This window comes from Levilactobacillus sp. LN180102 (assembly GCF_050106635.1).
GTDB classification, from domain to species: Bacteria; Bacillota; Bacilli; order Lactobacillales; family Lactobacillaceae; genus Levilactobacillus; species Levilactobacillus brevis.
The window spans coordinates 1-11,996 of sequence record NZ_JBNIIX010000030.1 but is presented as its reverse complement, the minus strand read 5'-3'; the positions used below and the strand labels follow the sequence as shown (position 1 = coordinate 11,996).

Sequence of the window (11,996 nt, the reverse complement as noted above, 5' to 3'; positions counted from 1 at the left end):
TTCGGAATAGGTTATACTAGACAAAAGATCAGCTCCTAAAAGATGGGTTTGTGGTAAACACCATTTTAAAGGAAGCTGATCTTTTTTGTCCGAACAGCGTTCGGATTAATTTTACAATCTACCCACCAGAATAATCTGTGGGACAGTCCCAGCCCTCACCCTTTAGCTTGGCAGCTACAGATTGTTCAAATTTATCTTCCGCTATTTAACTAGTCTTCTTTTCTTTTTTAGTTGTAACTATTTACCAAAACGCCACCACTTTTTAGGTTTAGGTTGTGACTCCGGGGTGCTATTTTCAGGTTCCGGTTGTTTGTCTGACGTCACTTCTTTTTCACTATTATCATGCGGTGCCATCGTTAAGGCTTTCAAGTCCTTAATTTCTGCCTTGTATTCTTCGAGCAGTTGTTTGTCCTGTAAGGCCAATCTTTGTTGCTGATCTAGTAACTTATGTAACTCTTTCTTTTCAGATTGAAATTCTGATACTAAATTTCGAAGGAATTTCACTTCATCTTGTCCATCAACCGCATCTTTTTTGTTGTCGTCAACATCATCTTTTTGTTGACGGTATCTTGTTGACGAATCGTTTGAGAACATTGCTTTAATAGCTTTTTGCCCATCAACATCAACGTAAACAGTATTGCCTTTTGTTGATGTAAATTGACGTAAATCGATTGACGCATCTCTTTTTATCTTTTGCCATATAGCCTGCTTTGAAACGCCCAATTCATCAGCAAGTTCTCTAATAGTTTTAGGCATGATTTCCAAACCCCTTTCGGAGTTCAGCAAGTGCTTCTTGTCTTGCTTGATCTCTTATTTTTTTATCGTGCTCGGCCTGTTTATCAGCCAATGCTTGTTTCTCAGTAGAGCCTAAAGTTAACCCCTTAACCTTGTCAATGGCGCGCCATTTTTCCTGCTCTGTTAATTCACCATTATGCTGAATGTTAAAGAGTTTTTGACGTTCATCTTGAAATTGACCTTGTGAGAAGTCATTAGCGTTTTTCTTTTCAGACTTCCAAGTAAAAGAATACCCAATCACTGGTTTTCCGCGGCCTTTACCATATTTTTTTCTAACCGTTAGGCCTCTAAAAAGAGGCGTAAGTTCCTCTTTGATGGGTTTTAAAACGGATTGATTTATATTGCTACTTTTATAGCTTTTAGGGACATCTAATAGCTCGTTAAAGTCTGCAACTGAAAAGTAAGCGTACCCAGTAGTTCTAAATTGTTTTAGTAACCGAAACATGGTTTTTGCGTAGCTACTTTTTAAATCTCTGAATTCTGATAAAGCATAACGAACCCAACTTTCCAGCTCATTTAATAATTTTATAGCTTTGGGGTAAATTTTAATATCAACATAAGGATCATCAGCATGGCCGTTTATCTCAAATTCGGTAAACATAACAAAAAATTCACGATGCAGCCCATCTTTACTACGCCTTCCAAAGCGTAAGCCTAAAATTTTTTGATAAGTACTTTCAATATCGTCAATAAATCGGTTATTTGCTGTAGGTTTATATGCACTTAATTCTTTTAATTGATCAAATGAAAACCTTACAGTTTCGTCACCCTTGTCACGCATCCTAGAAACTATTGAGAAGAATAAATTCATTTCAACAGGAGTGAATTTTCGAAGTGGGATTGTATTTAATTCAGGATCATATTTAACAATTTCATTACTCAAATGAAGCACCTCTTTTAATGAATATGGTTTTATGAATATATAATACTACAAAACTCTATCTATAAACAGACAAAACTCTATCTATAAACAGACAAAACTCTATCTATAAACAGACAAAACTCTATCTATAAACAGACAAAACTCTATCCATAAACTCCTGTATTCCCTGGGAGAGTAAGGCTCAAGAGGGGTCTAAAAGAGGTTTAAAAGAGGTTTATAAAAGAGGTTTAAAAGAGGCACTACTGTACAAGATCAAAATCTAAAACAAAAACACAAAGGAGTGAGCCAAAAAACAGGCTCACATTAAACTCCAGTCGCTATGCTCCTTGCGCCTCACTCTGTTCGTTGCCTAAAAGGTGTGGCAAGCCACATTAATTCGGGCGCTGACGCCCCGAACCCCGTCCAAGCTGAACCAGCTTGACCGCTTTTTCACTCGCCGTTAGGCAGGAAAGCAAAGTTTCTATAAAACTTTGGCTTTCGCCAATTCAGTGTTAAGACTGGTTTAGAGCTGTCAATTCCTTATGCTCCCACGCTGCGCTCGTCCGCTACCATTGACAGCAAACAGTTAGTTTTTTTGAATCTCAACAAGAATTCAACTACTATGTTTGCTTCTAAAGCCCTTATTTTTCGTTTCTAGCGATTTTAAGACTATTTATATATATTTATACCAAAACAAAAATAAAAAGCCCTCAGTGAGCTTTTAGAGGGCTAGATGATGAAACCAGGACGATTAATAATATCTTCTTGTCTTTTTTACAAAATATAAGTATACAGGGAATCATACAAGTTCTTTTTGATCTCGTCAGGTTCATTGACAGAAGCTTCAAACAATTCTTGAATATCAACTTGCCAAGGATCAACGAGAATTTCATCAATTGGTTTTAATACTTTCTTTTCGTCCAGCTGAATTACCCCTAACATCAAAACAATGATTTCAGTTTAGATACATAGTTTTTACAGTATTGTTATTCAAAATTTGGTGCCAAATTTATAAAAACTATCTGCATAAAACAATTAAAAAATTTGGGTCAAAAGTACTGGAATCTGCAACATTTTTTAAGTATCTAAGGCATAACAAACTTAGTTAAGTACAAGCGTAAATTGAATTAAAAATACATTCAATTAAATAACGAGAAAAATTGATTTTATGGCTATCAGCAGACCGAGTAAAACGAGGTCAATGCGCACTTACACCCTTGACACTTGTCAAGGGTAGATTTAATCCCCATTTTGATGGGGATTATTTGTATTAGAAGGCTAGCGCCAACGATAAAAATCCTAGAGCCAAATCTCAAGATTAATCAATCACATTACGAAGGATCAAATGACTATAAGCAAGACGAGCACCGGGAGTTATCACCCAGGGGTGATTAATTTCAAAAATTTGAATTTCAGTTGCTAAGTAAAGTGGCGTCTTACCATGATTAAAAGCAAAAACGGGTTGCGGAAAATCAGGCTTACTAGCAACTTGGTGAACACTTTGACGAGAGTTCATCTGCCAACGAATTTTTAAATCTTCACGCGACAATAATTGTGGCAGGTGTGTTTTTTCAATTTGAGCTTGTTGTTGCAATTTTTGTGTAAAGGCTTGTTTAGTCTTGTTTTGATGCCAATCATCAAAAAGATCATACTTGTTTGATTTAAAATCTAAATCCATAAAGCCGGCCTCCTAACCAAAATCAATTTTATCCAGCATCGTTTCAGTACTAGCCTGGTCTAAGCCTAAATAAGCTAAAGTCATCGCCTCACTGGAATGATTGAGCAAATTCATGACTAAGCCAATATTATAATTTGATTGCGTGTAAACGCGATAAGCCCCGGTTTTGCGCATTGTATGGGTCCCTAGATAATTAATTCCTAACAGCTCACCAACCTTACTCATGATTTTATAGAACTGTTTTTCCGTAATATGGCGCTCGGGGTGTTGAATGGAGGGAAAGAGCCATTCAGAATCCAGCTGATGATCAAGTAGCCATTGGCGATACAATAAGAGCTCTGTTTGAACCGGTTTAAGGTACAAGGTATTAGGTTTACCCGTTTTTCGGTCATGAATGAACGCATTTTGTTTAATAGAACCGTCCGGATTAAAAATATCGGTCTGTTTTAAGCGCATGACATCACTGACTCGCAATAGTGTCGCCTTGCCAACTTGAAAAACTGTATAGTTACGCCGGCCAGCTTTAAAGTTATTAAGTAAGGTATCTTGTACCTCCTTGAGAACATTTGAATCTTTGATAGGTAAGACAATTTGTTGCATGTTAAATCACCTCGTTTTAAAAATATAGTCGGGAATTATAGCGGAAGTCTAAAATTTGAACTTCCGCTTATAGCAAGCGATTGGCGAAGAAAATAAGTGTTTTACATTAACTTGCTTGTTATATGATAATCCATTGCTTAGCTAACCTTAAAATTAGATAGTTGCAATAATTATAAAAAATCAGTATAATTAATGTAATACGATGGTAAACTTAAAAAGGAGGGATTAATTAAATGAGTAATACTATTATTAAAAACAAGACGATTTCAACTCGTGTAACACCCGATATTAGTGAACGAGCTAAAGCTAATCTAGCAAAACAAGGGTTAACCGTTTCTGAGTATATTCGTTTATCTTTGGTTAAAGCAGCCAACAATGAAGTTCGTTTAGTTAGCTTTTTAGATTCTCCGGAAGCCTTAGCGGCTAAAAAAGAAGCAGAAACAGGGCAGGTAAAAAATATCGGCTCCTTGACCGATTTTGCTGATTGGATTGATAAGTTAGATGCAAATTAAACAGACTAAGTCTTTCGACCGAGAATTAAAAAAATTAGCGAAAAAACATTTTCCGATAACAGTCTTGAAACCTTGTTTAAAAGCAATTGTTGAACAAGACGTACTTGTTTTGAAACGAATTAAAGATCATGCGCTAAAAGGGCAATGGCGTGGCTATCGTGAATTTCACCCCGCCAGGTATGAAAACTATGGTAAAAATTATGATAGCTGGATTGTTATTTATCAGCTAAATCATAACGAATTAGTTTTGTTATTGGTTGCGACTGGGTCCCACGAAATTTTGAAGGAATAGCTAGATTCAGTCACCCTTTGATTTAAAATTAAAATGGGTAACTCTCGTTAATAAATAATGGGGGTTATTTTTTTGTCCGGGAAACTTAAAAGTGTAGAAATAGTTCATCAGTAAGTATTTTTTTTAAAAGTAGTATTCTTATTTTTAAAGGAGTGATTTAGATGGCATATCTTAAACAAAAAGATTATCTTTATACAAAAAATGATCCCAAAGCTTCAAAAGAGGACACATTAAGTTTATTAGACCAAGTCACTGAGCAAAATGAATTGCTTGAAAATATAAAAAAAGAATTTCCCTTAAATGAAGATTTGGATATCGGTGGGACTAAAATTGCAATAAATGTATTCAACGAAATAGACAACAAAAAGTACGATTATAATTTATCTTTAAATAATTTAATAAATCTAGATTTTAAAAGAGTTGCCACTGGGAATAATAATTATAGACTTATTTTTTCAGTAGTTTCAGAGAAAGATAATAAAATTTTAATTTCGAACGTTGAAACTATCTATGATGCGAAGAAGAAATTATTGGATCTTCTTTTAGAGATAAACAAATTTTCAGATTTTATGTTAAAAAATGATAAACGTAAAGAGTTAGTCGATGAATTAACAAGCTTATCGAAAGATGAAGATATAAATAATAAAATTTTTAATTTTCGATTCATAAGTTCAAAAGATGCTGATACAGAACATGAATTTCTGAGGTCTGTGGTTACTCAAAATCGATATAAAACATATGACAACCCAATTATTTTGTATATTTCACTGATACTAATTCATAATCTTTCTAAAAACACAAATAAGGATTTTTACCTGGATAGCATGCACGTCAGTGATTCTACACTTGATGCTTCATTTCTGGAAAAATCAGGAGTGAAAATTGATAAGGGTATAATTGTTACAACGGGTTTAATTATTTCTAATAGTGAGTTAGGTGATGGTGCTGCTAAATTTAATGCTGTATATAAAGTGGAGAATACAGACGGTAAAAAAGTTACAGTAATCAGAGATGAACTTGCAACTATTAATCATGGCAACAATCCAGACACGATTAAAGAAAAATTGAAGAAATTAGAAAATCTTGAGCAAAATAGAAAAGATACTATATTGGCTGTCAAAGAAATTAAATGGTCCAAAAAGATAAAAAGAGATGATGTTTTAAAGTTGATGGCATTGATTAGTCATGTGAGGAATGTTCCCTCAAGATTAAAAGATTCAATGAAAAAAAGCATAGATAAAATTGATCTAACAAAACAAGCATATAATGTTATTGAAATTTTTGATAAACTAGATGGCTTTTTGGAGGAAGAGGATCCTGATATCACCTTAATATTAGAATCGAAGTTTAACGAATGGCTAACTAAATTCTAACCAGGTTAAGGGCTATATCTGTTTAAAAAATAATAATAACCCCCAATATCTACATTATAGATATTGGGGGTTATTTTAACAAGGTTTTCGAGGGGTTATTTGATAGAAATAGACCCTCTTGTTGTTAAATTAATGTTCTAATTTTATATGCTAAACCAGGGAAAGCCATTAGCATCTTTTCTTTCCAAACCTCTGGATCAACATCAATTGCCATAACAGGAATTAGTGCATTGATATCATCTACTGCTGTTTGGCTAATTTCAGCAGCGCCCACGAGATGATTTTGCTTGTCAAAGACTAATGATAATCGTGCGTGATCATCTGTTCCAGCATAAAGAAAGTCACCTTGAGTAATATCAATATCTTTAATTGAATAATTACTGTCTTCCTTTGCTTTATCAATACTAATTCCAGCTTGAGCGAGTTGGGGGAATGTGAACGTAACGGTTCCAATTACTGGGTACCTAAGAGGTTCAGTTGTTTTATTAGTAAGTAAGGCACTTAAGTAGTCTGCTTCAAACTGTGCCGTAGAGGTTAATGCTGGTGCGGTTTTATCAACAATATCGCCCATTGCGTAAATGTTATTTGCTGATGTGGTCAAATATTTATCAACTTTAATTCCGCGGTTGCTGTACTCTACACCAGCATTATCAAGTTTCAATGCATTAATTTCAGGAACTCTACCACTGGCATTAATAACTTTATCAAAAGTGCCAAGGTTGCCGTTAGCTGATTGAACCTCATAGCCAGTTTGTGCTTCGGTAACAGCTGTAACATTTGTGTTAAATATAAAATTAATACCAAGTGAGTTTTTCATTTCATCAACTAACTGATGAACGTGTTGGCTGTAAAATCCCTCTAGCGGTTGGCCGGATCGGACAATAACGGTTACTTTAACCCCGGCAGCAGACAACAATGTAGCAAATTCCATACCAACGTAACCACTTCCGATAATTGCGACGTTCTTTGGAGTATCTTCGAGTTCAAAAAGGTTAGTACTAGTAAGTAGGTACTCGTGGCCAGGAATGTTAAGAGGATGCGGCTTTTTTCCGGTTGCGATTACAAAATTATCAGCAGTGATTTTTTTATTATTAACTTCAATGGTATGTTGATCAACAAATGATGCTTCACCCTTGATGGTAGTCGCACCCAGGCCTTCATACATACTTTGCATATTATTTAGGAATGACGCCATAGCCTTATTCTTTTGCTGAATAAGTTCTTTCCAGTCAAGCTTAGCTGGTTGAGTAATTCCCTTACCTTGCAAACGCATTGAAGTTAAGGTTGCTCGTGCTGCTCCTTCTAAGAAAATCTTGGGTTCGCAGCCTTCGTTAGGGCAAATTCCGCCAAACCGATTCTTTTCAACAACCGCGATTTTCTTTCCGCTATTCTGCATTCCCAATAGGAAACGATAAACTGATGGCCCACTGCCAATAACAACGTAGTCAAACTTCATTTATAGCTTCCCTCCATTTATTTTGTTTTCTTCTTCTTATCCTCAGTTTGCTTTTGATGTTCAGCGATATTACAACCGTCTGGCCCACATACAGCAGCATCATTATTATCGCCAAATATTGTATTAAATTGTGGCTTATCTTCGGTCATCGTAAATTCCTCCTAATTTTCTTCTTCTTGAACTCGCTTTAAGGCTTTAACAAAGACTTCATATGGTTGGGCACCACTAATTGCATACTTATTATTGATTACAAAAAAAGGTGCAGCATGAATACCGGATTGTTGAGCCTCTGCCTCGTCATTGACCACAGCTTGATGATATTGGTTAGAATTAAGCACTTTTTCTACTTCGTCTTTAGCAAGCCCAGCTTCCATTGCCGCATTTAATAGCACATCATGGTCAGAAATCGATTGACCATCACTAAAGTAAACTTGGTAGAAGCGTCTAATTACTCGTTCAGTCAAATCAGGATCATTTTTAGCTTCTGCGAATTTAATAATCCGGTGCGCATCCATAGTATTTGTAGGTACTACACTGTCAAGATCCATTGGTAGACCATCGTTATGCGCCATTTGTTCGATGTAAGCCATTTGCTTTTTGGCCTGTGGCTCCATTGCCTTATTTCCCTGAGTGAAGTGATTAATGTATCCTTCATCGGTTTCCTTTGGTGTTGCAGGGTTAAGCTCGAATGATTTGAACTCTAATTCAGTTGTGTCATAAATACCAATTTCCTTCATTGCTCGTTTCATTCGGTTAGAACCGATATAACAAAAGGGGCAAGCAATGTCTGACCAATATTTGATTTCCATAAAGTAATTTTCCTCTCTTTAATCTTTAACCGTTTGCCGATGCTTTATGGCTTCGAAATATTCAAAGGCGTTTTGCCCAGCAATACCACCATCGCCAACCGCAGTTGTAATTTGCCGCAGTTGCTTTTGCCGGACATCACCAATTGCATAGATTCCAGGAATTGTTGTTTCCATTTGATCGTTAGTTATAATCCAACCAGCTTGATCGGTAATATTTAAATTATTGAAAATTTGGCTATTTGGAAAGTTACCGACATAAACGAAAACTCCATCAGTGTCTAGAGTTGTATCATCACCGACCTGATTGTTATGAATTTTTACTCCAGTAACATGATTTTCATCACCTAAAATCTCTGTCACACTAGTATTCCAAGTGAAATCTATCTTATCGTTATCAAAAGCACGATTTTGTAATACCTTTTGTGCCCGTAACTGATCGCGACGATGAATGACATTAACTCCATCAGTGACATTAGCTAAGTACAATCCTTCAGAAATTGCTGAATCACCACCGCCAACTACAGTAACATTCTTTCCTTTAAAGAAAGAACCATCACATACTGCACAGTAAGAAACCCCTTTTCCGGAGAACTTTTCTTCACCTGGTACACCTAATTTTCGATTATTAGATCCTGTTGCAATAATTACTGCGCTTGCTACTAACTCGTCACTATCGGTTTGAATATGCTTCATTTGTTGATCATCAACGGTAACGTTTTGGACATCACCATATACAAAATTTACTCCGGCCTTAACGGTTCCTTGATACATTTTCTCACCAAGTTCAGGACCCTTAATTGTTGTAAAACCAGGGTAGTTTTCAATGTCATCGGTGTTGTTCATTTGTCCACCATAAATACCGCGATCAAGCATTGCTACATTTAAATTAGCTCGTGCTGCATATAAGGCAGCGGTCATTCCACCAGGACCGGCCCCAATCACTACTACATCATATTTCCTCATTAAATTTCACTCCAATCTACTTATTAGTCGTCACGTAACGCTAATCCCTTATCCAATGAACGATTAACAATGACTTCTTGTGCATCAATAATGGTTAACCACTATATAATCTAAATGGTCTTGGTCTTTATGGGTTTCAGTTTTCTTATTAAGGAGTCGGACATAACTTTCAGTTGCTAACGTCCCCATACCGCCAAGAATAGTTAAAAAATTCTTCATTAGTTAATAGTGTTGGTAATGAAGTTTTCGACTTCTTCTTTAGTCTTCCGATCTTTATTGACAAGTCTTCCGATTTCTTGCCCATCTCTAAAAATAACGAAGCTTGGAATACCAAAGATATTTAGTTCTTGAGCCAATTCGGTATTCTCATCACGATCGACACTGATGAAAGTGTAATCTTTGAATTCTTGTTCAATTTCTGGTAGATGAGGCTTGATAAAGCTACAATCAGGGCACCAAGAAGCTATAAAAACTAAAATATATTTTCCATTCTTCAGTTTTTTATCAAATTCTTTTTTATTCATTACTGATAGTTGTTCCATTTAGCTTCTCCCCTCTTAACCTAATTAGTATATTGAGCAAGAACGGTTTTAAGTTGGTCCTTACTGTGGAGGCCAACCAGCTTATCAACTACTTGGCCATCTTTTTTGATAATTAAGGTTGGAATAGACATAATTCCAAATGCCATTGGTGTTTTTTGATTTGCATCTACGTCCATTTTAGTGATTTTGACTTTATCGCCAATTTCTTTATCAAGTTGTTCAATAATCGGTCCTTGCATTCGACATGGAGGACACCAAGTAGCCCAAAAATCAGTTAATGTAACACCGGTACTAGTTTCTTTCACAAAGTCTTTGTCAGTTAAGTTCTTAACCATAAGAGTCGCTCCTTTATAGGTAATATTTAATTAAAGTTGTTAATTGTGATTGATCAATAAAACGGGTAATTTTTTCAACGATTTTTCCATCACGCAGCAAAATAGTACTGGGTGCGGAATAAACATTGTATTTTTTTGCTAGTTCTGGGTGAGCATCTGAATTCACTACCCGAACGTTTAAATATGAATTAAAGTCATGGCTAATCTTATTTATTATTGGTCGCTGCGTATAACACTGGGCGCACCAATTATTCTCAAAATTAATTAAGGTTAGCGTTTTATCAATAGTAGACAAGTTATGTCACTGCCTTTCAACTATTCAATTGTTTGCTTGAATAGCTTAATAATATCACATACTTTTTGTAAGTCAATATAAAAGCACGATTTAATCAATAAATGACTAAATCGTGCTTAAACTGTTTATTCTGTTATTTTATTCCAATAATAGTAACTTGAATTTAAACTAACTGCGTCAAAACCATTTCTATTTAAGATCTGTGTGGCAATGTTGGAATTAGCACATAGTCTTCCACGGCAATAAACAATAATTTTTTGATCTTTAGGTAATTTGGGCATTGATTCTTTTAATGTTTCCAATGGGACATTAATTGCCGATTGTATGTGGCCTGCTGCATATTCATCAGAAGGTCGTACATCAAGGACAAAGCAATTTTTGTATTCTTCTTGAGCTTGCTTTAAGGAAATGGTTTTAACGTTATCTTGAGCGTCTGATTTATCCTGAATTGTTTTCATATCTGAAAGTTCACTGTTGCCAATATCGGTTAATAGGTGCACAAGATCACTAATTTTGGGAGAACTAAGGCTATAAATAATATGATTGCCTTTTCGTTTTGTTTTAACCAGATGACTGTCCTTCAATATTTGTAGATGGCGTGAGGCGTTAGCTACACTTATTCCGACCCCGTTGGCAATAGTTTCAACTGATTTGGGTGCTTGAGTTAAAAGATCAAGAATTTCTAATCGTCGATCACTGCTTAGCCCTTTACCAATTTTAGATAGTTCTTCATATAGTCCATTTTTGTAGTTAACTGCTTGTTCAAACATTTTCTTTCCACCTTTTCAACTATTTTGTTGAATAGTTTACCAGTTTTCCTATGAAATTGAAATTCAATATTATTAGTTAATAAATTAATGGGCCTTGTCTTTTTAGATTTAGGAGTCATCCTATAATTATAGACCCTATATATTCATAGCCCCTTTCTGTTTGGTGTTAAAGTATTAGTCATCGATGTCATGCACTATCTTGTTTAGCTCCGTTTTGATGGAACTGGGAATATTTTCTAAATTGAAATGATTATATATTTCTTTATCCTTAAGCATCCTTTTTTGTGCCTTATTTAATTTACACTCATTGTTACCCACTACCCATTCATCCTTTGTACGTATAAAGGGGTTTTGCGCACTTTCCTTTAACGCGTTTTGAACATCTTCATAAGGTAAATAAAATTCAATTGTAGATTTATTTAATTTTACAATCTACCATATAACGTCTCCATCTTTTCAAAACGACTTAATTCTACGGGCTATAAATAACTTAATTTGCCAGTGTATAACGTTTCAGATTAAGCTACCACTAAGTTATAATAACCATATCGAAAGGAGATCAATCTAATGAAATATACGAAAACCAAAGCGGTATTAAATCAACTCGTTGCCGATTTGAGCCAGATGTCAATGATTATCCATCAGACGCATTGGTACATGCGTGGACCCAACTTTTTGAAGTTGCACCCCTTGATGGATGAGTTCATGGAAGAA

General features: G+C 35.3%; 17 protein-coding genes and 1 pseudogene. 4 read left to right on the top strand and 14 right to left on the bottom strand.

The window, feature by feature from the left end:
• Positions 1-237: 237 nt before the first annotated feature.
• The 5 genes from ACP4IT_RS12250 to ACP4IT_RS12230 form a co-directional block, all read right to left on the bottom strand.
• Complete coding sequence (locus ACP4IT_RS12250; protein WP_001748066.1) at positions 238-756, bottom strand: HTH domain-containing protein; 519 nt, start codon at positions 754-756, stop codon at positions 238-240.
• On the bottom strand, positions 749-1,678 hold the full coding sequence (locus tag ACP4IT_RS12245; protein ID WP_027821993.1) for a replication initiation protein: 930 nt from the start codon (positions 1,676-1,678) through the stop codon (positions 749-751). Before ACP4IT_RS12245 ends, ACP4IT_RS12250 begins: the two co-directional genes overlap by 8 nt.
• Positions 1,679-2,431: 753 nt before the next feature.
• On the bottom strand, positions 2,432-2,602 hold the full coding sequence (locus ACP4IT_RS12240) for a hypothetical protein (protein WP_262274173.1): 171 nt from the start codon (positions 2,600-2,602) through the stop codon (positions 2,432-2,434).
• A 373-nt stretch (positions 2,603-2,975) separates the two neighbouring features.
• On the bottom strand, positions 2,976-3,335 hold the full coding sequence (locus ACP4IT_RS12235; RefSeq protein WP_426855834.1) for a hypothetical protein: 360 nt from the start codon (positions 3,333-3,335) through the stop codon (positions 2,976-2,978).
• Positions 3,336-3,347: 12 nt separating this feature from the next.
• Positions 3,348-3,935, bottom strand: coding sequence for a site-specific integrase (locus ACP4IT_RS12230; RefSeq protein ID WP_161573949.1), 588 nt, complete (start codon positions 3,933-3,935; stop codon positions 3,348-3,350).
• Positions 3,936-4,168: 233 nt separating this feature from the next.
• Between ACP4IT_RS12230 and ACP4IT_RS12225 the strand changes: the two genes are divergently transcribed.
• From ACP4IT_RS12225 to ACP4IT_RS12215, 3 genes are all read left to right on the top strand, one after another.
• Complete coding sequence (locus tag ACP4IT_RS12225) at positions 4,169-4,447, top strand: plasmid mobilization protein (protein WP_161573948.1); 279 nt, start codon at positions 4,169-4,171, stop codon at positions 4,445-4,447.
• Positions 4,437-4,739, top strand: coding sequence for a type II toxin-antitoxin system YafQ family toxin (locus ACP4IT_RS12220; protein ID WP_161573947.1), 303 nt, complete (start codon positions 4,437-4,439; stop codon positions 4,737-4,739). Before ACP4IT_RS12225 ends, ACP4IT_RS12220 begins: the two co-directional genes overlap by 11 nt.
• 161 nt (positions 4,740-4,900) lie before the next feature.
• Positions 4,901-6,112, top strand: coding sequence for a hypothetical protein (locus tag ACP4IT_RS12215; RefSeq protein WP_426855831.1), 1,212 nt, complete (start codon positions 4,901-4,903; stop codon positions 6,110-6,112).
• A 124-nt stretch (positions 6,113-6,236) separates the two neighbouring features.
• Here ACP4IT_RS12215 and ACP4IT_RS12210 read toward each other — a convergent pair whose 3' ends face one another.
• The 9 genes and pseudogenes from ACP4IT_RS12210 to ACP4IT_RS12170 form a co-directional block, all read right to left on the bottom strand.
• Positions 6,237-7,568 (bottom strand): dihydrolipoyl dehydrogenase family protein, encoded by a 1,332-nt coding sequence (locus tag ACP4IT_RS12210; RefSeq protein WP_050340448.1) that lies wholly within the window; start codon positions 7,566-7,568, stop codon positions 6,237-6,239.
• A 17-nt stretch (positions 7,569-7,585) separates the two neighbouring features.
• On the bottom strand, positions 7,586-7,717 hold the full coding sequence (locus ACP4IT_RS12205) for a hypothetical protein (protein WP_015474697.1): 132 nt from the start codon (positions 7,715-7,717) through the stop codon (positions 7,586-7,588).
• A 12-nt stretch (positions 7,718-7,729) separates the two neighbouring features.
• On the bottom strand, positions 7,730-8,377 hold the full coding sequence (locus tag ACP4IT_RS12200) for a DsbA family oxidoreductase (RefSeq protein WP_006844821.1): 648 nt from the start codon (positions 8,375-8,377) through the stop codon (positions 7,730-7,732).
• A gap of 18 nt (positions 8,378-8,395) precedes the next feature.
• The gene (gene trxB / locus ACP4IT_RS12195; RefSeq protein ID WP_006844822.1) at positions 8,396-9,340 is read right to left on the bottom strand and encodes a thioredoxin-disulfide reductase; all 945 of its coding nucleotides are present in this window, start codon (positions 9,338-9,340) and stop codon (positions 8,396-8,398) included.
• 90 nt (positions 9,341-9,430) lie between these two features.
• Positions 9,431-9,559, bottom strand: a pseudogene (locus tag ACP4IT_RS12190) (aspartate racemase); the annotation flags it as partial.
• Positions 9,559-9,882 (bottom strand): thioredoxin family protein, encoded by a 324-nt coding sequence (locus ACP4IT_RS12185; RefSeq protein WP_006844823.1) that lies wholly within the window; start codon positions 9,880-9,882, stop codon positions 9,559-9,561. The gene ACP4IT_RS12185 and the pseudogene ACP4IT_RS12190, both read right to left, overlap by 1 nt.
• 20 nt (positions 9,883-9,902) lie before the next feature.
• Positions 9,903-10,217 carry a thioredoxin gene (gene trxA, locus ACP4IT_RS12180; RefSeq protein WP_015474701.1) on the bottom strand — a complete coding sequence of 105 codons (315 nt, stop codon included), beginning with the start codon at positions 10,215-10,217 and terminating at the stop codon, positions 9,903-9,905.
• A 13-nt stretch (positions 10,218-10,230) separates the two neighbouring features.
• Positions 10,231-10,512, bottom strand: coding sequence for a thioredoxin family protein (locus ACP4IT_RS12175; RefSeq protein WP_008855846.1), 282 nt, complete (start codon positions 10,510-10,512; stop codon positions 10,231-10,233).
• Between the two features lie 125 nt (positions 10,513-10,637).
• On the bottom strand, positions 10,638-11,282 hold the full coding sequence (locus ACP4IT_RS12170; protein WP_027822193.1) for an ArsR/SmtB family transcription factor: 645 nt from the start codon (positions 11,280-11,282) through the stop codon (positions 10,638-10,640).
• A gap of 567 nt (positions 11,283-11,849) precedes the next feature.
• Here ACP4IT_RS12170 and ACP4IT_RS12165 point away from each other — a divergent pair.
• On the top strand, positions 11,850-11,996 hold a 147-nt coding region (locus ACP4IT_RS12165; RefSeq protein ID WP_426855824.1), incomplete at its 3' end, for a ferritin-like domain-containing protein.

Bases quoted from the DNA above. Each gene is read 5' to 3' on its own strand.
- ACP4IT_RS12250 (WP_001748066.1), bottom strand. From the start codon at position 756: ATGCCTAAAACTATTAGAGAACTTGCTGATGAATTGGGCGTTTCAAAG.
- ACP4IT_RS12215 (WP_426855831.1), top strand. From the start codon at position 4,901: ATGGCATATCTTAAACAAAAAGATTATCTTTATACAAAAAATGATCCC.
- trxA (WP_015474701.1), bottom strand. From the start codon at position 10,217: ATGGTTAAGAACTTAACTGACAAAGACTTTGTGAAAGAAACTAGTACC.
- ACP4IT_RS12225 (WP_161573948.1), top strand. From the start codon at position 4,169: ATGAGTAATACTATTATTAAAAACAAGACGATTTCAACTCGTGTAACA.
- ACP4IT_RS12205 (WP_015474697.1), bottom strand. From the start codon at position 7,717: ATGACCGAAGATAAGCCACAATTTAATACAATATTTGGCGATAATAAT.
- trxB (WP_006844822.1), bottom strand. From the start codon at position 9,340: ATGAGGAAATATGATGTAGTAGTGATTGGGGCCGGTCCTGGTGGAATG.
- ACP4IT_RS12170 (WP_027822193.1), bottom strand. From the start codon at position 11,282: ATGTTTGAACAAGCAGTTAACTACAAAAATGGACTATATGAAGAACTA.
- ACP4IT_RS12185 (WP_006844823.1), bottom strand. From the start codon at position 9,882: ATGGAACAACTATCAGTAATGAATAAAAAAGAATTTGATAAAAAACTG.
- ACP4IT_RS12235 (WP_426855834.1), bottom strand. From the start codon at position 3,335: ATGGATTTAGATTTTAAATCAAACAAGTATGATCTTTTTGATGATTGG.
- ACP4IT_RS12230 (WP_161573949.1), bottom strand. From the start codon at position 3,935: ATGCAACAAATTGTCTTACCTATCAAAGATTCAAATGTTCTCAAGGAG.
- ACP4IT_RS12210 (WP_050340448.1), bottom strand. From the start codon at position 7,568: ATGAAGTTTGACTACGTTGTTATTGGCAGTGGGCCATCAGTTTATCGT.
- ACP4IT_RS12200 (WP_006844821.1), bottom strand. From the start codon at position 8,377: ATGGAAATCAAATATTGGTCAGACATTGCTTGCCCCTTTTGTTATATC.
- ACP4IT_RS12220 (WP_161573947.1), top strand. From the start codon at position 4,437: ATGCAAATTAAACAGACTAAGTCTTTCGACCGAGAATTAAAAAAATTA.